The organism is Streptomyces sp. NPDC050508, assembly GCF_040655155.1.
In the GTDB taxonomy this organism is placed as follows: domain Bacteria; phylum Actinomycetota; class Actinomycetes; order Streptomycetales; family Streptomycetaceae; genus Streptomyces.
This window is the reverse complement of the sequence record NZ_JBFAJJ010000005.1, coordinates 434,340-454,734: the sequence shown is the minus strand read 5'-3', so window position 1 is coordinate 454,734 and position 20,395 is coordinate 434,340. Positions and strand designations below refer to the sequence as shown.

Below are 20,395 nucleotides of genomic sequence, written 5' to 3'. Positions count from 1 at the left end.
TCGAGTCACTCATCGGAGGACTCGATCGACCCGTTCGAACACCTCAGACGGTCGCAAAGGCGACGCGGATCTCCTCCGCGAAGCGATTCGAGGCCGTCCGCAGCGCTCCCACGTCGGGACCGTGACGTAGAACACTCCGACTCACGTTCGGAACGACATTGCGCACCACGTTCCCGAAAACCCCGGGAAGGTCGGCCGGAGTGGCTCCCTGTGCCCCGATGCCGGGCGCGAGGATCGGACCGTTGATGCCGAGGTCGTACGACGACAGGTCGCCCAGGGTGGCGCCGACGACGGCCCCGAAGGAGCCCAGGGGCTCCTCCCCCGCGTTCTCGGCGGCCAGGTGGGCCAGCATGGTCGCTCCGACGTTCCGGCCGTCCGCGCGGACGGCGTGCTGCACCTCGCCGCCCTCCGGGTTCGAGGTCAGCGCGAGCACGAAGAGGCCCGCGCCGCTCTCCCGGGCCAGTTCGATCGCCGGGGCGAGCGAGCCGTAGCCGAGATACGGCGAGACGGTCAGCGCGTCGGAGAACAGCGGGGAGTCCTTCCGGAGGAAGGACTCGGCGTACGCGGCCATGGTCGAGCCGATGTCACCGCGCTTGGCGTCCATCACGACCAGCGCGCCGGCCTCCCGTGCCTCCTCGACGGACTTCTCCAGGACGGCGATCCCGCGCGAGCCGAAGCGCTCGAAGAAGGCGCTCTGCGGCTTGAGGACGGCGACGCGGTCGGCGAGCGCCTCGACGACCGTGCGGCTGAACCGCTCCAGGCCCGCGATGTCGTCGTTCAGGCCCCATTCGGTGAGCAGCGCGGCGTGCGGGTCGATGCCGACACAGAGCGGTCCGCGCTCGTCCATGGCTCGGCGAAGACGTGCGCCGAAGGGTTCGAGAGGGCTCATACCGGCTTCCTTACGTCGGCGCCGACCGCGTCGGCGAGGGTGGCGTACGGGCTCGTGCGCAGGCGTGCGGCGAGGCCCTTGTGGAGGTCGCGAGCGTAGAACGGCCCTTCGTAGATGAAGGCGCTGTAGCCCTGCACGAGCGTGGCACCGGCGAGGATGCGCTGCCAGGCGTCCTCGGCGTTCTCGATGCCGCCGACCCCGACGAGGGTGATGCGGTCACCCACGCGCGCGTAGAGGCGGCGCAGTACCTCCAGGGAACGAGCCTTCAGCGGCGCTCCCGACAGTCCGCCGGTCTCCTTGACGAGCTCGGGTTCGGATTTCAGACCGAGTCCCTCGCGCGCGATGGTGGTGTTCGTGGCGATGATCCCGTCCAGGCCGACTTCCACGGCAAGGTCGGCTACGGCGTCGACGTCCTCGTCGGCGAGGTCCGGGGCGATCTTCACCAGCAGCGGGACGCGGCGGTCGGTCACCGCGCGGTCGGCGGCCTCGCGGACGGCCGTGAGCAGCGGGCGCAGCGCCTCGGTCGCCTGGAGGTTGCGCAGCCCGGGCGTGTTGGGCGACGACACGTTGACGACGAGATAGTCGGCGTGCCGGGCGAGTCGCTCGGTCGACTTCACGTAGTCGCCGACGGCCTCCTCCTCGGGGACGACCTTGGTCTTGCCGATGTTGACGCCCACGACGGTCTTGAAGACCGCCTCACGAGCCTCCAGGCGGGCCGCCACGGCCGCGGAGCCCTCGTTGTTGAAGCCCATACGGTTGATCAGCGCCCGGTCCGGCACAAGGCGGAACAGCCGCTTCTTGGGGTTGCCGGGCTGCGGCTCCCCCGTGACCGTGCCGATCTCGACGTGGTCGAAGCCGAGCATCGACATCCCGTCGATCGCGACCGCGTTCTTGTCGAAGCCGGCGGCGAGCCCGAACGGGCCGTGCATGCGCAGCCCGAAGGCCTCCGTGCGCAGCTCCTCGTACCGGGGCGCGAGGGCTGCCGCGACGAACGTACGCAGCACGGGGATGCGGGCGGCCAGCCGGATCCAGCGGAAGGCGAGGTGGTGCGCCTGCTCCGGGTCCATCCGTTTGAAGACGAGATTGAAGAAGATCTTGTACATGGTGTCCTCATGAAGAGGGGGACACCGTTTCCGGTGTCCCCCTCTTCGGCTGCTAGTCGCGGGCCGCGGTCAGGTGCTGCGCGTGTTCCTGGAGTGAACGCACGCCCACGTCACCGTGGTTGAGGGCGTCGATGCCCTGGACGGCGGCGGCGAGCGCCTGGACCGTCGTCAGGCACGGCACGGACCGCGCCACGGCCGCCGTACGGATCTCGTAGCCGTCGAGGCGGCCTCCGGTGCCGTACGGGGTGTTGACGATGAGGTCGACCTCGCCGTCGTGGATGAGCTGGACGATGGTCTTCTCGCCGTTCGGGCCGACGCCCTCGGACTGCTTGCGGACGACCGTCGCGTTCAGGCCGTTGCGCCGCAGGACCTCGGCGGTGCCGGACGTGGCGAGCAACTCGAAGCCGTGGGCAACCAGTTCGCGCGCCGGGAAGATCATCGAGCGCTTGTCGCGGTTGGCGACCGAGATGAACGCGCGGCCCTTCGTGGGCAGCGGGCCGTAGGCGCCCGCCTGGGACTTGGCGTACGCCGTGCCGAAGACGGAGTCGATGCCCATGACCTCGCCGGTGGAGCGCATCTCCGGGCCGAGGACGGTGTCGACGCCGCGCCCGTGGATGTCGCGGAAACGCGACCACGGCATGACGGCCTCCTTGACGGAGATCGGCGCGTCCAGCGGGAGCTCGCCGCCGTCGCCATGGGCCGGGAGCAGCCCCTCGGCGCGGAGTTCGGAGACGGTCGCGCCCAGGGAGATGCGGGCGGCGGCCTTCGCGAGCGGCACGGCGGTCGCCTTCGAGGTGAAGGGGACCGTGCGGGACGCGCGCGGGTTGGCCTCCAGGACGTAGAGGATGTCGCCGGCCATCGCGAACTGGATGTTGATCAGCCCGCGCACGCCAACACCCTTGGCGATGGCCTCCGTCGACGCCCGCAGGCGCTTGATGTCGAAGCCGCCCAGGGTGATCGGCGGCAGGGCGCAGGCCGAGTCGCCGGAGTGGATGCCGGCCTCCTCGATGTGCTCCATGACGCCGCCGAGGTACAGCTCGTGGCCGTCGTAGAGCGCGTCGACGTCGATCTCGATCGCGTCGTCCAGGAAGCGGTCGACCAGGACCGGCCGCGAGGGGCTGATCTCGGTCGACTCGGCGATGTACGACTCCAGGCGGGTCTCGTCGTAGACGATCTCCATGCCGCGTCCGCCGAGGACGTAGGAGGGGCGGACGAGGACCGGGTAGCCGATCTCGTCGGCGATCGCCTTGGCGCCGACGAAGGTGGTGGCGGTGCCGTGCTTGGGGGCGGGGAGGCCCGCCTCCGCGAGGACCTGGCCGAAGGCGCCGCGGTCCTCGGCGGCGTGGATGGCCTCGGGGGGCGTGCCGACGACCGGGACGCCGTTGTCCTTGAGTGCCTGCGCCAGGCCCAGCGGGGTCTGGCCGCCCAGCTGCACGATCACACCGGCGATCGGACCGGCGAGGGACTCCGCGTGGACGATCTCCAGCACGTCCTCAAGCGTCAGCGGCTCGAAGTACAGGCGGTCGGAGGTGTCGTAGTCCGTGGAGACCGTCTCGGGGTTGCAGTTGACCATCACGGTCTCGTAGCCCGCGTCGCTGAGCGCGAAGGAGGCGTGGACGCAGGAGTAGTCGAACTCGATGCCCTGGCCGATGCGGTTGGGGCCCGACCCCAGGATGATGACCGCGGGCTTCTCGCGCGGGGCGACCTCGTTCTCCTCGTCGTAGGACGAGTAGAAGTACGGCGTCTTCGCGGCGAACTCGGCGGCGCAGGTGTCGACCGTCTTGTAGACCGGGCGGATGCCGAGCGCGTGCCGGACCTCGCGTACGACGTCCTCGCGCAGGCCGCGGATCTCGCCGATCTGCTGGTCGGAGAAGCCGTGCCGCTTGGCCTCGGCGAGCAGCTCCGGGTCCAGCTTGTCGGCGGCGGCCAGCTCGTCCGCGATCTCCTTGATGAGGAAAAGCTGGTCGACGAACCAAGGGTCGATCTTCGTGTACTCGAAGATCTCTTCCTGGGTAGCGCCCGCGCGGATGGCCTGCATGACCGTGTTGATCCGGCCGTCGGTGGGCCGTACGGCCTCCTCCAGGAGCTGGATCTTGTCGCCGGGCTCGCCGACGAAGGTGAACTGGCTGCCCTTCTTCTCCAGGGAGCGCAGCGCCTTCTGGAAGGCCTCGGTGAAGTTGCGGCCGATGGCCATGGCCTCGCCGACCGACTTCATGGTGGTCGTGAGGGTGGAGTCGGCGCTCGGGAACTTCTCGAAGGCGAAACGCGGGGCCTTCACGACCACGTAGTCGAGGGTCGGCTCGAAGGAGGCCGGGGTCTCGCGCGTGATGTCGTTCGGGATCTCGTCGAGGGTGTAGCCGACGGCCAGCTTGGCGGCGATCTTGGCGATCGGGAAGCCGGTCGCCTTGGAGGCGAGGGCCGAGGAGCGGGACACGCGCGGGTTCATCTCGATGACGATGACGCGGCCGTCGACCGGGTCGATCGCGAACTGGATGTTGCAGCCGCCGGTGTCGACACCGACCTCGCGGATGATCGCGATGCCCACGTCGCGCAGCACCTGGTACTCGCGGTCGGTCAGCGTCATCGCCGGGGCGACGGTGATCGAGTCGCCGGTGTGGACGCCCATGGGGTCGAAGTTCTCGATGGAGCAGACGACCACGACGTTGTCGTTCTTGTCGCGCATCAGCTCCAGCTCGTACTCCTTCCAGCCGAGGATGGACTCCTCAAGGAGGACCTCGGTGGTCGGCGAGAGGGTCAGGCCCTGGCCGGCGATGCGGCGCAGTTCCTCCTCGTCGTGCGCGAAGCCGGAGCCGGCGCCGCCCATGGTGAAGGAGGGGCGGACGACGACCGGGTAGCCGCCGAGCGTGTCGACGCCGGCGAGCACGTCGTCCATGGTGTGGCAGATGACCGAGCGGGCGGACTCGCCGTGCCCGATCTTCTGGCGGACGGCTTCGACGACGCCCTTGAAGAGGTCGCGGTCCTCGCCCTTGTTGATGGCTTCGACGTTGGCGCCGATCAGCTCGACGCCGTACTTCTCCAGGGTGCCCGCCTCGTGCAGCGAGATGGCGGTGTTGAGCGCCGTCTGACCGCCCAGGGTGGGCAGGAGGGCGTCCGGGCGCTCCTTGGCGATGATCTTCTCGACGAAGTCCGGGGTGATCGGCTCGACGTAGGTGGCGTCGGCGATCTCCGGGTCGGTCATGATCGTCGCCGGGTTGGAGTTGACCAGGATGACGCGGAGGCCCTCGGCGCGCAGGATGCGGCAGGCCTGGGTGCCGGAGTAGTCGAACTCGGCGGCCTGGCCGATGACGATCGGGCCGGAGCCGATGACCAGGACGGACTGGATATCGGTGCGCTTAGGCACGCTGGCCCTCCATGAGCTCTACGAAGCGGTCGAACAGGTAGGCCGCGTCGTGCGGGCCCGCCGCCGCCTCGGGGTGGTACTGGACGCTGAACGCCGGCCGGTCAAGCAGCCGCAGCCCCTCGACGACCTGGTCGTTCAGGCAGACGTGCGAGACCTCGGCGCGGCCGTAGGGCGTGTCGGAGACCTTGTCGAGGGGCGCGTCGACGGCGAAGCCGTGGTTGTGCGCGGTGACCTCGACCTTGCCCGTCGTACGGTCCTGCACGGGCTGGTTGATGCCCCGGTGGCCGTACTTCAGCTTGTACGTGCCGAAGCCGAGCGCGCGGCCGAGGATCTGGTTCCCGAAGCAGATGCCGAAGAGCGGCGTGCCGCGCTCCAGGACCGCCCGCATGACGGCGACCGGGTGGTCGGCGGTGGCGGGGTCGCCGGGTCCGTTCGAGAAGAAGACCCCGTCGGGCTGTACGGCGTACACGTCCTCGGCGGTCGCGGTGGCCGGGAGCACGTGCACCTCGATGCCGCGCTCGGCCATGCGGTGCGGGGTCATGCCCTTGATGCCGAGGTCGACGGCGGCGACGGTGTACTTCTTCTCACCGATCGCGGGGACGACGTACGCCTCCTTGGTGGCGACCTCCGCGGAGAGGTCGGCGCCCTTCATCTCGGGAGCCTGGCGCACCTCGGCGAGCATGGTGCCGTCGTCGGGCAGCGCGTTGCCGGAGAAGATGCCGACGCGCATGGCGCCGCGCTCGCGCAGATGGCGGGTCAACGCGCGCGTGTCGATGCCCGAGATCCCGACGACGCCCTGGTTGCGCAGCTCCTCGTCCAGCGAGCGGCGGGAGCGCCAGTTGGACGGCACGCGCGCGGGGTCGCGCACCACGTAACCGGCGACCCAGATGCGCTGCGACTCGGGATCCTCGTCGTTCACCCCGGTGTTGCCGATGTGCGGGGCGGTCATCACGACGACCTGGCGGTGGTACGACGGGTCGGTCAGGGTCTCCTGGTAGCCGGTCATGCCGGTGGAGAACACGGCCTCGCCGAAGGTCACCCCCACGGACCCGTAGGCACGGCCGCGGAAGATCCGGCCGTCCTCCAGGACGAGTACGGCGGGAACCTTGGCGGCTCCCCTGGTGGAGGTGGTCATCGTGCGCCTTCCGTGTCGGTCGTTTCGAGACTCTTGTTGATCATGCTGTTCAGGGTGTCGACCCACTCGGTGTGCTCGGCCGCGTGGTCGGAACGGAACCCGGAGTCGATCAGCTTGTCGCCGTGCGCCCAGGTGACGACGAGCAGTCCGCCCTCGCTGAGGACCTTCCCGGCGATGCCCTTGCCGAGCAGGGCCTCGCGCAGCGCCTCGGCCGGGATGAAGAAGTCGGTGGCTCCCGGTCGAACGACATCCAGGCCGGCCTCCGTCAGGGTCAGCTCGACCCTGCTGCGGGTGCCCAGGCCGTGCGCCACGATGCGGTCGAGCCACTGCCCGGCGGTGGTGGAGCCGTGGTAGCGACCGCTCATCGTCAGTTTCGCCTCGCCCGGGTCTTCCGGCGAGGTGGGCAGCTCGGGGACGTCGCCCTGGAGTGTGCCGCGCCACTTCCAGCCCTCGCGCATCAGCCAGTAGACGAGCGCGATGAAGAGGGCGAGGCCGACGAGCCAGCCGATACGGGCGGCCCAGTCGGTCACCGGGGCGGACTTCTCCCCGGCCGCGAGGTGGGTCAGTTCCAGAGGTGTCACGTGAGCTTCCCGTCGACGAGCGTGGCCTTGCCCCGGAGCCAGGTGTGCGTCACACGGCCCGGCAGCTCACGCCCCTCGTACGGGGTGTTGCGACTGCGCGAAGCGAAGCCCGCGGGGTCCACCGACCCACGGTATTCCGTGTCGACGAGCGTGAGGTTGGCGGGCTCACCAGCCGAGACGGGACGACCGTGACCCGCCGCCCGCCCGATCTCGGCGGGCTTGACGGACATGCGCTCGGCGACCCCGGTCCAGGTGAGGAGCCCGGTGTCCACCATGGTCTCCTGCACCACTGACAACGCGGTCTCCAGGCCGACCATCCCCATGGCGGCGGCGGCCCACTCGCAGTCCTTGTCCTCGTGCGGGTGCGGGGCGTGGTCGGTGGCGACGATGTCGATCGTGCCGTCGGCGAGCGCCTCGCGCAGGGCCAGGACGTCCCGCTCGGTGCGCAGCGGCGGGTTGACCTTGTAGACCGGGTTGTAGGAGCGCACCAGCTCATCCGTGAGGAGGAGGTGGTGCGGGGTGACCTCGGCGGTGACGTCGATGCCGCGGGACTTGGCCCAGCGGACGATCTCGACGGACCCGGCGGTCGACAGGTGGCAGATGTGCACGCGGGAACCGACGTGCTCGGCGAGCAGGACATCCCGGGCGATGATCGATTCTTCGGCCACCGCCGGCCAGCCCCCGAGCCCGAGTTCGGCGGAGACGACGCCCTCGTTCATCTGGGCGCCCTCAGTCAGCCGCGGCTCCTGCGCGTGCTGGGCGACGACTCCCCCGAAGGCCTTCACGTACTCCAGCGCCCGGCGCATGATCACCGCGTCGTCGACGCACTTGCCGTCGTCCGAGAAGACGGTGACCCCGGCGGCCGACTCGTGCATGGCGCCCAGCTCGGCGAGCTTCTTGCCCTCCAGGCCGACGGTGACGGCGCCGATGGGCTGCACATCGCAGTACCCGTGCTCCTGGCCGAGCCGGTAGACCTGCTCGACGACACCGGCGGTGTCCGCGACGGGGAAGGTGTTGGCCATGGCGAACACGGCCGTGTAGCCACCGCTCGCGGCGGCACGGGTACCGGTCAGGACGGTCTCGGAGTCCTCGCGGCCGGGCTCGCGGAGGTGGGTGTGCAGGTCGACGAGACCAGGAAGGAGCACCTTCCCCTCGGCCTCGACGACCTCGGCGCCCTCGGCGCTCAGTCCGACGCCCACCTCGGAGATCGTGTCCCCGTCGATCAGCACGTCCTGCGGCTCGCCGCCGAGGATCTTCGCACCACGGATCAGGATCTTGCTCATGTGACTTACTTCTCCTCGATACGGGCGTGGCTGACGGCGGGTTCGTTGCCGCCCAGAAGCAGGTAGAGCACGGCCATCCGGATGGAGACTCCGTTTGCGACCTGCTCGACGACGGTGCAGCGGTCCGAATCGGCGACCTCGGCGGTGATCTCCATGCCCCGGACCATCGGCCCGGGGTGCATCACGATGGCGTGCTCGGGCATCTTCGCCATCCGGTCGCCGTCGAGGCCGTAGCGCCGCGAGTACTCGCGCTCGGTGGGGAAGAACGCCGCGTTCATGCGCTCGCGCTGCACGCGCAGCAGCATCACCGCGTCGGACTTGGAGAGCGTGCTGTCGAGGTCGTACGAGACCTCGCAGGGCCAGGCCTCGACGCCGACCGGCACCAGGGTGGGCGGGGCGACGAGGGTGACCTCGGCGCCGAGGGTGTGCAGCAGGTCGACGTTCGAGCGGGCGACGCGGCTGTGCAGGATGTCGCCGACGAGGGTGATCCGCTTGCCGGCCAGGTCCTGCCCGAGCCCGGCGTCCCGGCCGACCAGCCGGCGGCGCATGGTGAACGCGTCCAACAGGGCCTGCGTCGGGTGCTGGTGGGTGCCGTCACCGGCGTTGATGACGGCCGCGTCGATCCACCCGGAGGTGGCGAGCCGGTACGGCGCTCCGGAGGCACCGTGCCGGATGACGACCGCGTCGACGCCCATGGCCTCCAGGGTCTGAGCGGTGTCCTTCAGGGACTCGCCCTTGGAGACGCTCGACCCCTTGGCGGTGAAGTTGATCACGTCGGCGGAGAGGCGCTTCTCGGCGGCCTCGAAGGAGATACGCGTACGCGTGGAGTCCTCGAAGAAGAGGTTGACGACGGTACGGCCGCGCAGGGTCGGCAGTTTCTTGATCGGCCGGTCGGCGACCCTGGCCATCTCCTCGGCGGTGTCGAGGATCAGGACGGCGTCGTCGCGGGTGAGGTCGGCGGCCGAGATGAGATGACGCTGCATCTGTCAGGCTCCGTAAGGCAGTTCGCGAAAGAGGGAGATTCCGGGCAGACGGGGGCACGCCGAACCGGCGTACGCCCCTCGGCCCGCTACGAGGTCTGCTTGGCGCCGAGCAGCACGGTGTCGCGACCGTCCTCCTCGGCGAGCTGGACCTTGACCGTCTCCCGCAACGACGTGGGGAGGTTCTTGCCGACGTAGTCGGCGCGGATGGGCAGTTCGCGGTGGCCTCTGTCGACCAGGACCGCGAGCTGCACGGCGCGGGGGCGCCCGATGTCGTTCAGGGCGTCGAGGGCGGCGCGGATGGTGCGGCCGGAGAAGAGCACGTCGTCGACGAGGACGACGAGGCGGCCGTCGATGCCGTCACCGGGGATGTCGGTGCGGGCCAGCGCACGCGGCGGGTGCATGCGCAGGTCGTCGCGGTACATCGTGATGTCGAGGGAGCCGACCGGGATCTTTCGGTCGGTGATCTCCTCCAGCTTGACGGCGAGCCGCTGGGCGAGGAAGACGCCCCGGGTCGGAATGCCGAGGAGCACCACGTCGTCGGCACCCTTGGCGCGCTCGACGATCTCGTGGGCGATGCGGGTCAGGACCCGCGCGATGTCGGGGGCTTCGAGAACCGGCCGGGCATCGGACTCGTACTGCTGAGTGTCCATAAGAAACGGACCTCCTTCTCCGCCTCACGGGACGGACCTTAAAGGACGTCGGATTTGCGCCATCCACGGTAGCAGGCCCGGGCGACACCCCTGATCACCCCTATGGAGTAATCGGCCACGGCTACCACGGAAGAGCCGGTGCGGACCATTCGGCTTGACGCGGCAGCGTAACGCTGCGTAACCTCACAGTGAGTTACCAGCCGCGCGGCGCGGAAACACTGCAGCCGCGTCGACACAGTGTCCGGGAGCTATATGTCCAGCGAATACGCCAAACAGCTCGGGGCCAAGCTCCGGGCCATCCGCACCCAGCAGGGCCTTTCCCTCCACGGTGTCGAGGAGAAGTCACAGGGACGCTGGAAAGCGGTCGTGGTCGGGTCGTACGAGCGCGGCGACCGTGCCGTCACCGTGCAGCGCCTTGCCGAGCTGGCTGACTTCTACGGGGTTCCGGTGCAGGAGCTGCTGCCGGGGACCACGCCGGGCGGGGCCGCCGAGCCGCCGCCGAAGCTGGTCCTGGACCTGGAGCGGCTGGCCCACGTGCCCGCCGAGAAGGCCGGCCCGCTGCAGCGCTACGCGGCGACGATCCAGTCCCAGCGCGGTGACTACAACGGCAAGGTGCTCTCGATCCGCCAGGACGACCTGCGCACACTCGCCGTCATCTACGACCAGTCGCCCTCGGTCCTCACCGAGCAGCTGATCAGCTGGGGCGTGCTGGACGCGGACGCGCGTCGCGCGGTCTCCCACGAGGAGAACTGAGCCGCTTCCCGTCTCAGCAGAAACGTGCCGCCGGGGTGGCCGGAACTTCACTGTTCCGGCCACCCCGGCGGCTTTCTGCGGGCCTTAGGAGCCTCACGGGTACGGGAACGCCGGAGGGCCCGCAGCGGTCGTGCTGCGGGCCCTCCGGCGTTTTCCGGGCTGACCGGACGGACTCGTACTGCTTACGCCTCGTCCCGGCGCAGCGACGGCTTCAGGTCCTTGAAACGGCCCAGCAGGCCGTTGACGAACGAGGGCGACTCGTCCGTGGAGAACTCCTTGGCCAGCTGCACCATCTCGTCGAGGACGACGGCGTCCGGGGTCTCGTCGGCCCAGATCAGCTCGTAGGCGCCGAGGCGCAGGATGTTGCGGTCCACCACGGGCATGCGGTCGAGCGTCCAGCCGACCGAGTACTGCGCGATGAGCTCGTCGATGCGACGCGCGTGCTGCGCGTACCCCTCGACCAGCTCCATCGTGTACTCGCTGACCGGCGGCTGCCGGGTGTCGTCCCGGGAGAGCCGGATCCAGTCCGCGAGGACCGTGGTGACGCCGACTCCGCGCTGGTCGCCCTCGAAGAGGATCTGGAAGGCGCGCTTGCGGGCCGTATTGCGGGCAGCCACGGTTAGCTGTTCACCCGGCCGAGGTAGTCGCTGGAGCGGGTGTCGACCTTGATCTTCTCACCGGTGGTGATGAAGAGCGGGACCTGGATCTGGTAGCCGGTCTCCAGGGTGGCGGGCTTGGTGCCACCGGTGGAGCGGTCGCCCTGGACGCCGGGCTCGGTCTCCTGGATGACCAGCTCGACGGCGGCCGGCAGCTCGACGAAGAGCACCTCGCCCTCGTGCTGGGCGACCGTGGCGGTGAAGCCCTCGATCAGGAAGTTGGCGGCGTCGCCGACGGCCTTGCGGTCGACCATGAGCTGGTCGTAGGTCTCCATGTCCATGAAGACGAAGTACTCGCCGTCCATGTACGAGAACTGCATGTCGCGCTTGTCGACAGTGGCCGTCTCGACCTTGACGCCGGCGTTGAACGTCTTGTCGACGACCTTGCCGGAGAGCACGTTCTTGAGCTTGGTGCGCACGAAGGCAGGGCCCTTGCCGGGCTTGACGTGCTGGAACTCGACGACGGACCAGAGCTGGCCCCCGTCGAGCTTGAGCACCAGGCCGTTCTTGAGGTCGTTCGTGGAAGCCACGGTTGCGGAATCTCCTGGACTGACGTGGACGACCCAGGGGCACGCGCAAGCTAGAGCGCGAGCAGTTCCTTGGTCGTGATGGTGAGTAGCTCGGGTCCGCCGTCCGCCTCAGGGCGTACGACGAGCGTGTCATCGATCCGGACACCGCCCCGGCCCGGGAGGTGAACCCCCGGTTCGACGGTGACCGGCACGCAAGCGTCCAGTTTACCCATGGCTGCGGGGGCCAGCTGCGGGTCCTCGTCGATTTCGAGCCCGACACCGTGGCCGGTGAGGGGTGCGAGGCCCTCTGAGTACCCCGCGGAGTCCAGCACCTGACGTGCCGCGCGGTCCACATCCCGGTAGGCCGCACCGGGCGCCAGGGACTCCCGTGCGGCGCGCTGGGCGGCGAAGACGAGGTCGTAGAGCTCGATCTGCCAGTCCGCCGGAGAGGTGCCGATGACGAACGTACGGCCGATCTCGCAGCGGTAGCCGCGATAGGTGGCGCCGAGGCAGACAGAAAGGAAATCTCCCTCCTCGACCCGGCGGTCGGTCGGCCGGTGGCCGCCTCTGCCGGAGTGCGGGCCGGTCGCGACGGAGGTGGCGAAGGCCGGGCCGTCGGCGCCGTGATCGACGAGCCGCCGCTCAAGTTCGAGGGCGAGATGGCGTTCGGTACGGCCGACGAGGATCGACTCCAGCAGCTCGCCTAGGGCCTGGTCGGCGATTTCGGCGGCGATTCTCAGACAGGAGATCTCCTCCTCGTCCTTGACGACCCGCAGCTGCTCGACCGCGCCGCCGATGTCGGTGAGGCGGAGTGTCGGGGCGACCGAGCGGAGGGCTCGGTGGCGGGCCACGGTGAGGTGGTGTTCTTCTACGGCCATGGATTCGGCGCCGGTCGCTGACGCCAGGTCTGCGGCGGCTACGGCGGGGTCGCCGTCGGGGCCGGGGAGCATGTGGATGCGCAGGGTGTCGTCGGGACGGCCCTCGGAGGGGCGCTCGTCCAGCGGGCTCGCGCAGACCAGCATGTCTTCGCGCCTGCCCAGCAGCAGGACGGTGCCCTGTGGGGCTGGACCGGCCAAGTAGCGCACGTTGGCCGGGCTGGTGACCAGCGCGGATTGGCTGCCGCCGGCTTGGGCGTGTGCCCTGAGCCTGGCTCGGCGGGTTGCGTGGACCTCTGACATGAGATGAGCGTAGGAGCGGTGGCTGGATTGTGCCGGTTGGGAGAGTGCCGTTCGGGGGACGGGGGTGGGCTTCGGGTTGTTCGCCGAGTGCGGGTCGGTGGGGGTTGAGCGCGCAGTTCCCCGCGCCCCTTGGGTAGGACGCTGGCCGTTGGTTACCAGCTCGGGGGGCTGGCTATGGAGCGGGCCAGTACGTCGTTCAGGACCTGGGCCGTCTGTGGCACGTCCATCTGGGAATTGTCGATGATCGGGAGGCCCGAGCCGTACCAGCCGGCCATGCGGCCGTGGATGCGGGCGACCTCTTCGTCGGTGAGGCGGCGGTTGCCTGAGCGTTCGGCGTTGCGTTCCAGGACTATTTCCAGGCCCGGGAGGAGGACCACGGGGAGGAGGCCGGGGCCCACGTGGCGTTTCCAGCCGCCGAGTCCTACGACCGGGCGGTCGGGGAAGACCGCGTCGTCGAGGATGCAGGAGATGCCGTTGGCGAGGAAGTTGCGGGCGGCGAAGCCGCAGGTGCGGCGGGCCAGGCGGTACTGGGCCTCGGAGTGGTCGTTCCAGCCGGACTGGGGGTCGGCGAAGCCGGAGCGGACCCATTCGCGGACGTCGTCGAGGCTGATGTGGGCGGTGGGGACCCGCCGGTGGTCGGCCCAGTACTTGGCGACGCTCGTCTTGCCCGCGCCGGCGGGGCCGATCAGCAGCACCGCGAGGGTCGTGGAGGTCGGATCGGGGGCCGCGGTGGCGGGCGGGGCGCTCGGCATGGGCACGGGACCGCCCGGCGGGAGCTGGACATGGCCGGTGGTGTCCGGTGCGTGACGCGGGACCGTGTGCGGCAGCGGCGGGGCGGGCGTGAAGCCCGGGGCCGGTGGCGGCGGTGGCACGGGGGCCGGGCCGGGATGGTGCGGGCCCGAGTGTTGTCCGGCCGGGGACCAACCGGTGGTCGGTCCCTGCCCCGGCTGGTGGGGCGGCGGCAGCGGAGACCCCACTGCGTGCTGCATCCGGTGCCACTCCGTCTCGTACAAAGGCAATTGGCGCTGGCAGCGGGCCCGAACCCCGCTCCCTACCGAACGGTACCTTCCCCGGCCGCCATTTGGTGAACGGCCGGGGAGCGGCCGAAGTGCCCATCCCCGCAAGGCACATCGGACGGATGGGGCTTGCCGGGACTTACTCGCCCACTTCGCCGTAGGCGGCGAGGAGGACGGCCGGGTCGGGGCCCTCAAGGACCGTCGGCTTGGCGAGGCCGTCGAGGACGATGAAGCGGAGCAGGTCGCCGCGGGACTTCTTGTCGACCTTCATGGTCTCCAGCAGCTTGGGCCACTGGTCGTAGCGGTAGCTGAGCGGAAGGCCGACCGATTCGAGGACCGTGCGGTGGCGGTCGGCCGTCGCGTCGTCCAACCGGCCCGCGAGACGGCCCAGTTCGGCCGCGAAGTGCATGCCTACGGCGACTGCCGCGCCGTGACGCCACTTGTAGCGCTCGTTCTTCTCGATGGCGTGCGCGAGGGTGTGGCCGTAGTTGAGGATCTCGCGCAGGCCCGACTCCTTGAGGTCGGCCGAGACGACCTCGGCCTTGACCTTGATGGAGCGTTCGATGAGCTCGGCGGTGTGCGGTCCTGCCGGGGTGCGCGCGGCCTCCGGGTCGGACTCGATGAGTTCGAGGATGACCGGGTCGGCGATGAAGCCGGCCTTGATGATCTCGGCGAGCCCGGAGACGTAGTCGTTGACCGGGAGGGAGTCCAGCGCGGCGAGGTCGCAGAGCACACCGGCCGGCGGGTGGAAGGAGCCGACCAGGTTCTTGCCCTCGGCGGTGTTGATGCCGGTCTTGCCGCCGACGGCCGCGTCGACCATGGCGAGCACGGTCGTCGGGATCGCGATCCAGCGGACCCCGCGCAGCCAGGTCGCGGCCACGAATCCGGCCAGGTCGGTGGTGGAGCCGCCGCCGACACCGACGATGACGTCGGAGCGGGTGAAGCCGGACTGGCCGAGCGCCTTCCAGCAGTAGGCGGCGACCTCGGCGGTCTTGGCCTCCTCCGCGTTGGGCACCTGGATGGCGACGGCCTCGAAGTCCTGCCCGGCCAGGTCGGCGCGCAGCGCTTCGCCCGTCTCGGCGAGCGCCTCGGGGTGGATGATCGCGACCCGCTTGACCCTGTCGCCGATCAACCCGCCCAGTTCGCCCAGGAGTTGACGGCCCACGAGGACCTCGTACGGGTCGCTGCCCGCCGTGCCGCCGACCTGGATCCGCGTCACTGACTCGCTCATGCTGCCTTCAACTCCAGTGCGTCCAGGACGGCTTGGGTGACCTCTTCGGGGGTGCGCCCGTCGGTGGGTACGACGGCCTGCGCGACCTCGGCGTACAAGTGGCGCCTGGCTTCCATCAGTTCGCGCCACTGCTTGCGCGGGTTGATGGCGAGCAACGGGCGGGCCGCGTTCAGGCCGGTGCGCTTGACCGCTTCGTCGACGTCCATGGAGAGGTAGACGACCCGGTGTCCGGCGAGCAACGCGCGCGTGTCCTCGTCGAGAATCGAGCCGCCGCCGAGCGCCAGAACGCCCTCGTGCGCGGCCAGTGCCTGGTGCACGGCGCGCTTCTCGATGGCGCGGAAGACCGGCTCGCCCTCGTCGACGAAGATCTCGGCGATGGTGCGGCCCTCGGCGGCCACGATGTCGTCGTCGGTGTCCCGGTAGACGACACCGAGCCGCTCGGCGAGTTGCTGTCCGACCGTCGACTTGCCGACGCCCATCGGGCCGACCAGGACGACCAGCGGTGCAGCGCTCATCGGATGGCCAGGTTCTCAAGGTACGACTGGACGTTGCGGCGGGTCTCGGGCACCGAGTCGCCGCCGAACTTCTCCGCCACGGCGTCCGCGAGGACCAGCGCGACCATCGCCTCGGCGACGATGCCGGCGGCCGGAACCGCGGACACGTCGGAGCGCTGGTGGTGGGCCTGCGTGGCCTCACCGGTGACCACGTCGACGGTCTGCAGGGCGCGCGGCACGGTCGCGATGGGCTTCATCGCTGCGCGTACGCGCAGCAGTTCGCCCGTGGACAGGCCGCCCTCGGTGCCACCGGAGCGGCCGGAGACCCGGCGGATGCCCTCGTCGGTCTTCACGATCTCGTCGTGCGCCTGCGAACCCGGCACCCGCGCCAGCTCGAAACCGTCGCCGATCTCGACACCCTTGATCGCCTGGATGCCCATGAGGGCACCGGCCAGCCGGGCATCCAGCTTGCGGTCCCAGTGCACGTGCGAGCCGAGCCCGACCGGAACGCCGTAGGCGAGGATCTCGACCACACCGCCCAGCGTGTCGCCGTCCTTGTGGGCCTGGTCGATCTCCTCGACCATGGCCCTCGACGCGTCCTCGTCCAGGCAGCGCACCGGGTCCGCGTCCAGCCGCTCGACATCCGCGGGAGTCGGGTACACACCCTGCGGAGCCTTTGCCGAAGCCAGCTCGACCACGTGCGAGACGATCTCGATACCGGCCGTCTCCTTCAGGTACGACCGGGCCACCGCACCCAGCGCCACCCGGGCCGCCGTCTCCCGAGCGGAGGCCCGCTCCAGGATCGGCCGGGCCTCGTCGAAGCCGTACTTCTGCATACCCGCGAGGTCGGCGTGGCCGGGGCGCGGCCGGGTCAGCGGGGCGTTGCGGGCCAGGCCCGCCAGGATCTCCGGGTCGACCGGGTCGGCCGCCATGACCTGCTCCCACTTGGGCCACTCCGTGTTGCCCACCATGACCGCGACCGGGGAACCGAGCGTGAGACCGTGCCGGACACCACCGAGGAAGGTGACCTCGTCGCGCTCGAACTTCATGCGCGCGCCGCGTCCATAGCCGAGCCGGCGCCGGGCCAAGTGGTCCGCCACCATCTCCGTGGTGATCGGCACGCCGGCGGGAAGCCCCTCCAACGTCGCCACGAGTGCGGGACCGTGGGACTCCCCCGCGGTCAGCCAGCGCAACCTGCTCAACGGTGCTCCTCATGCTCGCGCCCTGATACTGCCCTGCGTACGCGCATCCTCGCGTACGGCGACGGCGTGACCGGGTGCGCGGCCCTGGCCCGCCACCCCCGATCCTCCCATGTCCGGGCCATGGACCTGGACTGCGGTCCAGAAAGCGGACGCCGCACATGGGGCCAGCGGCCGACCGGCGCCGAGGTCAGGAGTCGGCCGACGTCCGCGTCAGCGGTCCGCCAGCGCCTTCTCCCCTGCCCTGCGCATCGCGTTCACCGGTGCCGGCCGGCGGCCGGTCATCTGTTCCACCTGGAGTACGGCCTGGTGGACCAGGAGGTCGAGGCCGCTGACGACGGCGCCGCCGTAGCCGGACCAGCGGGCCGCGAGGTCGGTGGGCCAGGGGTCGTAGAGGACGTCGAAGAGGGTGGCGGGCCGTTCCGGTACGGACGAGGCGAGGGCGTCCGTCGCGCCGGCGGGCGTGGTCGCGAAGACCAGGGGGGCGTGCAGCCCCTCGGCCGCGTCGGCCCAGTCCGCCGTGCGGACCTCCACGTCGAGCCGCTCGCCCCACTCCCGCATCTCGGCGGCGCGGGCCGCGCTGCGGACGTAGGCGACGACCTCGCCGGTGCAGATCCGGGCCAGTGCGGCGAGCGCGGAGGAAGCGGTGGCGCCGGCGCCGAGGATCGCGGCCGAGTCGACCTGTTCGATGCCGTGTTCGCGGAGGGCGGCAACCATGCCGGGGATGTCGGTGTTGTCGCCGACCCGTCGGCCGTCCTCCGTGAAGACGACGGTGTTGACCGTGTCCACCGACGCCGCGGTCTCGCTGATCTCGTCGAGCAGCGGAATGACGGCACGCTTCAGCGGCATGGTCAACGACAGCCCGGCCCAGCCCGGTCCGAGCTTCTCGAAGAACCCCGGCAGACCGGCCTCGTCGACGTCGAAGCGGTCGTACGACCAGCCGTCCAACCCCAGCTCCCCGTACGCCGCGCGATGCAGCACCGGGGAGAGGGAGTGGGCGATGGGTGAACCGAGCACGGCGGCCCGGCGGGCGTCAGTTGCCCGAGGTGGCATTGAACTTTTCCTTGAGTGCCTGGAATTCGGCGTACGTCTTGGCGAATTCGGTCTTGTTCTCACCGTCGGTCGCCACGAAGTAGATCCAGCCGTCATGGGTCGGATTCAGTGCCGCTGCCAGAGCCTCGTCACCGGGATTGTCGATGGGACCGGGCGGCAAGCCCTTTGTGGTGTAGGTGTTGTACGGGTCCTTGTTGCTGTTGATCTCGGACTCGCTGATGTGAATCTTGCTCTGACCCTTCAGGTAATTGAAGGTCGAGTCGAATTGCAGGTACCGGTTGGTCTGGTCGTTCGTGGTCTTGAGACGGTTGTAGACGACTTCGGCCATCTTGCGGAAGTCCTCGTGCGTCTTGCCCTCGGCCTGGACGAGGCTCGCGACCGTGATGACCTGCAGCGGGTTTTCCAGGTTGAGCCCCTTGGCCTTCGCCGCGAGGTCGATCGCACTGTATTTGTCATTGGCCTGGGCGACCATCTGCTTGAGGACCGTTTCGGGTTTCATGCCCTTGGCGGCGCCATAGGTTCCCGGGAAGAGGAAGCCCTCCAGCGGGTCCTTGATGTCCTTGTTGTCGTTCGCCCAGCCGGGCAGTCCGAGGCTCTTGTATTCCTTGGTGGCAACGGCCTTGGTGGTGCCGTCGGAAACCTGGAGTTTCTTGTCGATCGCCGCGTACACCTGGGCGTTTCGCCAGCCCGGGGCGACGATCAGATTGTCCTGGCTCGTGGGGTCGAGCATCAGCTTGACGGCGCTCGCGGCGGACATGTTCTTCTTCAGCAGGAAGACGCCGGCCTGGATCTTCTTCCCGTCCGGATTCTGGGACTGGGCGACGACGAAGGCGTCCACGCTCTTGACGACGCCCGCCTCCTTCAGCTTCTGCCCGATATCCGATCCGAAGGCGCCCTTGGGAATGGTGACGCTCACCGAACCGGTACCGTCGCCCGCGTAGTCCGGCGCCGAGCCGAAACGGTTCTGGTAGAAGTGCCAGCCGAAGTAGCCGACGCCTGCCAGGCCGCCGCCGAACACCATGACGACCACCAGGCAGGCGCAGCCGTTGCGGCGCTTCCGCTCCTTGCCGCCTTTGTCCTTGCCTTTGCCTTTGCCGCCCTTGCCGCGCCGGCCCCGGTCACCCGGTTCGTCGTCGGCCTCGTCGTCATCATCGCCGCCACCCGCGAAGAACGCGTGTTCGCCCTGGTCGGGGCCCGGGTCCCAGTCGGTGTGCTCCGGTTCGGGCTCGGTGCGTCGCCTGCTCGGCGGCTCCGGCGGCGGGTACGCGTCGGGCGTGCCGTAGAAGTCGGGCTGCTGTTCGCCGTAGGCCGCGGCCTGTTGCCCGTACGGGTCGACGGGGTCCGCGGCGTACGGAACGTGCGCATGCGTGGCGGTGCCGTCCCAGCCGCCCTGCTGGTACTGCTGTTGCTGATCGACGTACTGCTGATGACTCTGATCGGCGTACTGCTGCTGGTCCGCCCACTGCTGCTGGTCGGGGTACTGCGGGTTGCCCTGTGCGTCGTAGACCTGGTACTGCTGCTGCGCCTGACCGTAATCGGCCTGCTGGCCATGGCCCCAGTCGCCGTACTGCTGCGGCTGCTGCGGCTGTTCCGGATAGTGCTGCGGCTGGCCGCCGTAGGAGGACTGCTGGCCCACCTGGGCCTGCTGTCCTTCCCATCCGACATCCCCGAACAACGGGTCCTCCGGATGCCACGGTTCGGAGCCTGGGCCCCGGCCATACTCAGTCATCGATCCCCTAGAGCCGCGAGGCGGCGGTCGCGGCGCTTGCGGCTCCGGCTCCCGTCCCGCCTCTTGCTGTGCCATGGCTGTTCGAACACCATCACATCGCGCGGAACGTTACCGTATCGCGATCAGATGACCACTTCGACGCCCTCGCCGGGTGCTTTACCTGACACCCGTTCGGATTCCAAGGCCTGCTGCAGAATGATGACAGCCGCTGCCTGATCGATGACCGATCGGCCCTTCTTGGACTTCACTCCTGAGGCGCGCAGTCCCTGACTGGCCGTCACCGTGGTCATCCGTTCGTCCAACAGTCTGACCGGTACCGGGGCGATGCCCTGCGCGAGTTCCTGAGTGAAGGCACGGACCTTCACGGCGGCGGGGCCCTCGCCCCCCTTGAGGGAGCGAGGGAGACCGACGACGACTTCGATCGGTTCGTACTCCTCGACGAGCTGCTTCAGCCGGCGGTGCGCCGCCGGGATGTCGCGGCCGGGGACCGTCTCGACGGGAGTGGCAAGGATCCCGTCGGGGTCGCACGAGGCGACCCCGATCCGGGCGTCCCCGACGTCGATCGCGAGTCGACGTCCTCTTCTCATACTCT

General features: G+C 69.6%; 19 protein-coding genes. 1 reads left to right on the top strand and 18 read right to left on the bottom strand.

Annotated features, from left to right (window positions below):
- Nucleotides 1–43 precede the first annotated feature (43 nt).
- The 8 genes from pyrF to pyrR form a co-directional block, all read right to left on the bottom strand.
- Entirely contained in the window at nucleotides 44–889 is an 846-nt protein-coding gene (gene pyrF, locus AB0I69_RS17635) for an orotidine-5'-phosphate decarboxylase (protein WP_363096523.1), read from the bottom strand.
- Nucleotides 886–1,992, bottom strand: a complete 1,107-nt coding sequence (locus tag AB0I69_RS17630; protein WP_363096522.1) for a quinone-dependent dihydroorotate dehydrogenase — start codon at nucleotides 1,990–1,992, stop codon at nucleotides 886–888. The genes pyrF and AB0I69_RS17630 overlap by 4 nt, the downstream gene beginning before the upstream one ends.
- 52 nt (nucleotides 1,993–2,044) lie before the next feature.
- Nucleotides 2,045–5,353: a carbamoyl-phosphate synthase large subunit gene (gene carB, locus AB0I69_RS17625; protein WP_363096521.1), complete on the bottom strand. Its 3,309-nt coding sequence runs from the start codon at nucleotides 5,351–5,353 to the stop codon at nucleotides 2,045–2,047.
- Nucleotides 5,346–6,488, bottom strand: a complete 1,143-nt coding sequence (carA, locus tag AB0I69_RS17620) for a glutamine-hydrolyzing carbamoyl-phosphate synthase small subunit (protein WP_363096520.1) — start codon at nucleotides 6,486–6,488, stop codon at nucleotides 5,346–5,348. The genes carB and carA overlap by 8 nt, the downstream gene beginning before the upstream one ends.
- Nucleotides 6,485–7,069 (bottom strand): hypothetical protein, encoded by a 585-nt coding sequence (locus AB0I69_RS17615; protein WP_363096519.1) that lies wholly within the window; start codon nucleotides 7,067–7,069, stop codon nucleotides 6,485–6,487. The genes carA and AB0I69_RS17615 overlap by 4 nt, the downstream gene beginning before the upstream one ends.
- Nucleotides 7,066–8,352 carry a dihydroorotase gene (locus tag AB0I69_RS17610; protein ID WP_363096518.1) on the bottom strand — a complete coding sequence of 429 codons (1,287 nt, stop codon included), beginning with the start codon at nucleotides 8,350–8,352 and terminating at the stop codon, nucleotides 7,066–7,068. The genes AB0I69_RS17615 and AB0I69_RS17610 overlap by 4 nt, the downstream gene beginning before the upstream one ends.
- 5 nt (nucleotides 8,353–8,357) lie before the next feature.
- Nucleotides 8,358–9,335, bottom strand: coding sequence for an aspartate carbamoyltransferase catalytic subunit (locus tag AB0I69_RS17605; RefSeq protein WP_043683948.1), 978 nt, complete (start codon nucleotides 9,333–9,335; stop codon nucleotides 8,358–8,360).
- An 86-nt stretch (nucleotides 9,336–9,421) separates the two neighbouring features.
- Complete coding sequence (gene pyrR, locus AB0I69_RS17600) at nucleotides 9,422–9,985, bottom strand: bifunctional pyr operon transcriptional regulator/uracil phosphoribosyltransferase PyrR (RefSeq protein WP_363096517.1); 564 nt, start codon at nucleotides 9,983–9,985, stop codon at nucleotides 9,422–9,424.
- A 252-nt stretch (nucleotides 9,986–10,237) separates the two neighbouring features.
- Between pyrR and bldD the strand changes: the two genes are divergently transcribed.
- A complete protein-coding gene (gene bldD, locus AB0I69_RS17595; RefSeq protein WP_019059743.1) occupies nucleotides 10,238–10,738 on the top strand; it encodes a transcriptional regulator BldD in 501 nt (166 codons plus the stop codon).
- 182 nt (nucleotides 10,739–10,920) lie between these two features.
- Here the strand turns inward: bldD and nusB are convergent, their stop codons facing one another.
- The 10 genes from nusB to ruvX all read right to left on the bottom strand — a co-directional run bounded on the left by nusB (nucleotide 10,921) and on the right by ruvX (nucleotide 20,390).
- On the bottom strand, nucleotides 10,921–11,355 hold the full coding sequence (gene nusB / locus AB0I69_RS17590) for a transcription antitermination factor NusB (protein ID WP_043683949.1): 435 nt from the start codon (nucleotides 11,353–11,355) through the stop codon (nucleotides 10,921–10,923).
- Between the two features lie 2 nt (nucleotides 11,356–11,357).
- Nucleotides 11,358–11,924: an elongation factor P gene (gene efp / locus AB0I69_RS17585; RefSeq protein ID WP_019059745.1), complete on the bottom strand. Its 567-nt coding sequence runs from the start codon at nucleotides 11,922–11,924 to the stop codon at nucleotides 11,358–11,360.
- 50 nt (nucleotides 11,925–11,974) lie between these two features.
- Nucleotides 11,975–13,081 carry an aminopeptidase P family protein gene (locus AB0I69_RS17580; RefSeq protein ID WP_363096516.1) on the bottom strand — a complete coding sequence of 369 codons (1,107 nt, stop codon included), beginning with the start codon at nucleotides 13,079–13,081 and terminating at the stop codon, nucleotides 11,975–11,977.
- 152 nt (nucleotides 13,082–13,233) lie between these two features.
- A complete protein-coding gene (locus tag AB0I69_RS17575; RefSeq protein WP_363096515.1) occupies nucleotides 13,234–14,070 on the bottom strand; it encodes a Pro-rich N-terminal domain-containing protein in 837 nt (278 codons plus the stop codon).
- Nucleotides 14,071–14,236: 166 nt separating this feature from the next.
- Nucleotides 14,237–15,328, bottom strand: a complete 1,092-nt coding sequence (aroB, locus tag AB0I69_RS17570; protein ID WP_363096514.1) for a 3-dehydroquinate synthase — start codon at nucleotides 15,326–15,328, stop codon at nucleotides 14,237–14,239.
- On the bottom strand, nucleotides 15,325–15,843 hold the full coding sequence (locus AB0I69_RS17565) for a shikimate kinase (protein ID WP_363096513.1): 519 nt from the start codon (nucleotides 15,841–15,843) through the stop codon (nucleotides 15,325–15,327). Before AB0I69_RS17565 ends, aroB begins: the two co-directional genes overlap by 4 nt.
- Nucleotides 15,840–17,024, bottom strand: a complete 1,185-nt coding sequence (aroC, locus tag AB0I69_RS17560; RefSeq protein ID WP_363096512.1) for a chorismate synthase — start codon at nucleotides 17,022–17,024, stop codon at nucleotides 15,840–15,842. Before aroC ends, AB0I69_RS17565 begins: the two co-directional genes overlap by 4 nt.
- 210 nt (nucleotides 17,025–17,234) lie before the next feature.
- Nucleotides 17,235–18,074, bottom strand: a complete 840-nt coding sequence (locus AB0I69_RS17555) for a shikimate dehydrogenase (RefSeq protein WP_363096511.1) — start codon at nucleotides 18,072–18,074, stop codon at nucleotides 17,235–17,237.
- A complete protein-coding gene (gene mltG / locus AB0I69_RS17550; RefSeq protein ID WP_363096660.1) occupies nucleotides 18,055–19,803 on the bottom strand; it encodes an endolytic transglycosylase MltG in 1,749 nt (582 codons plus the stop codon). Before mltG ends, AB0I69_RS17555 begins: the two co-directional genes overlap by 20 nt.
- 122 nt (nucleotides 19,804–19,925) lie before the next feature.
- Nucleotides 19,926–20,390 (bottom strand): Holliday junction resolvase RuvX, encoded by a 465-nt coding sequence (ruvX, locus tag AB0I69_RS17545; protein ID WP_363096510.1) that lies wholly within the window; start codon nucleotides 20,388–20,390, stop codon nucleotides 19,926–19,928.
- Between the last annotated feature and the right edge of the window lie 5 nt (nucleotides 20,391–20,395).

What these genes read in the sequence shown, in the direction of transcription:
- pyrF (WP_363096523.1), bottom strand. Translation starts at nt 889, where the DNA reads ATGAGCCCTCTCGAACCCTTCGGCGCACGTCTTCGCCGAGCCATGGAC.
- AB0I69_RS17630 (WP_363096522.1), bottom strand. Translation starts at nt 1,992, where the DNA reads ATGTACAAGATCTTCTTCAATCTCGTCTTCAAACGGATGGACCCGGAG.
- carA (WP_363096520.1), bottom strand. Translation starts at nt 6,488, where the DNA reads ATGACCACCTCCACCAGGGGAGCCGCCAAGGTTCCCGCCGTACTCGTC.
- AB0I69_RS17610 (WP_363096518.1), bottom strand. Translation starts at nt 8,352, where the DNA reads ATGAGCAAGATCCTGATCCGTGGTGCGAAGATCCTCGGCGGCGAGCCG.
- AB0I69_RS17605 (WP_043683948.1), bottom strand. Translation starts at nt 9,335, where the DNA reads ATGCAGCGTCATCTCATCTCGGCCGCCGACCTCACCCGCGACGACGCC.
- pyrR (WP_363096517.1), bottom strand. Translation starts at nt 9,985, where the DNA reads ATGGACACTCAGCAGTACGAGTCCGATGCCCGGCCGGTTCTCGAAGCC.
- bldD (WP_019059743.1), top strand. Translation starts at nt 10,238, where the DNA reads ATGTCCAGCGAATACGCCAAACAGCTCGGGGCCAAGCTCCGGGCCATC.
- AB0I69_RS17580 (WP_363096516.1), bottom strand. Translation starts at nt 13,081, where the DNA reads ATGTCAGAGGTCCACGCAACCCGCCGAGCCAGGCTCAGGGCACACGCC.
- AB0I69_RS17575 (WP_363096515.1), bottom strand. Translation starts at nt 14,070, where the DNA reads ATGCAGCACGCAGTGGGGTCTCCGCTGCCGCCGCCCCACCAGCCGGGG.
- aroB (WP_363096514.1), bottom strand. Translation starts at nt 15,328, where the DNA reads ATGAGCGAGTCAGTGACGCGGATCCAGGTCGGCGGCACGGCGGGCAGC.
- AB0I69_RS17565 (WP_363096513.1), bottom strand. Translation starts at nt 15,843, where the DNA reads ATGAGCGCTGCACCGCTGGTCGTCCTGGTCGGCCCGATGGGCGTCGGC.
- AB0I69_RS17555 (WP_363096511.1), bottom strand. Translation starts at nt 18,074, where the DNA reads ATGCCACCTCGGGCAACTGACGCCCGCCGGGCCGCCGTGCTCGGTTCA.
- mltG (WP_363096660.1), bottom strand. Translation starts at nt 19,803, where the DNA reads ATGACTGAGTATGGCCGGGGCCCAGGCTCCGAACCGTGGCATCCGGAG.
- ruvX (WP_363096510.1), bottom strand. Translation starts at nt 20,390, where the DNA reads ATGAGAAGAGGACGTCGACTCGCGATCGACGTCGGGGACGCCCGGATC.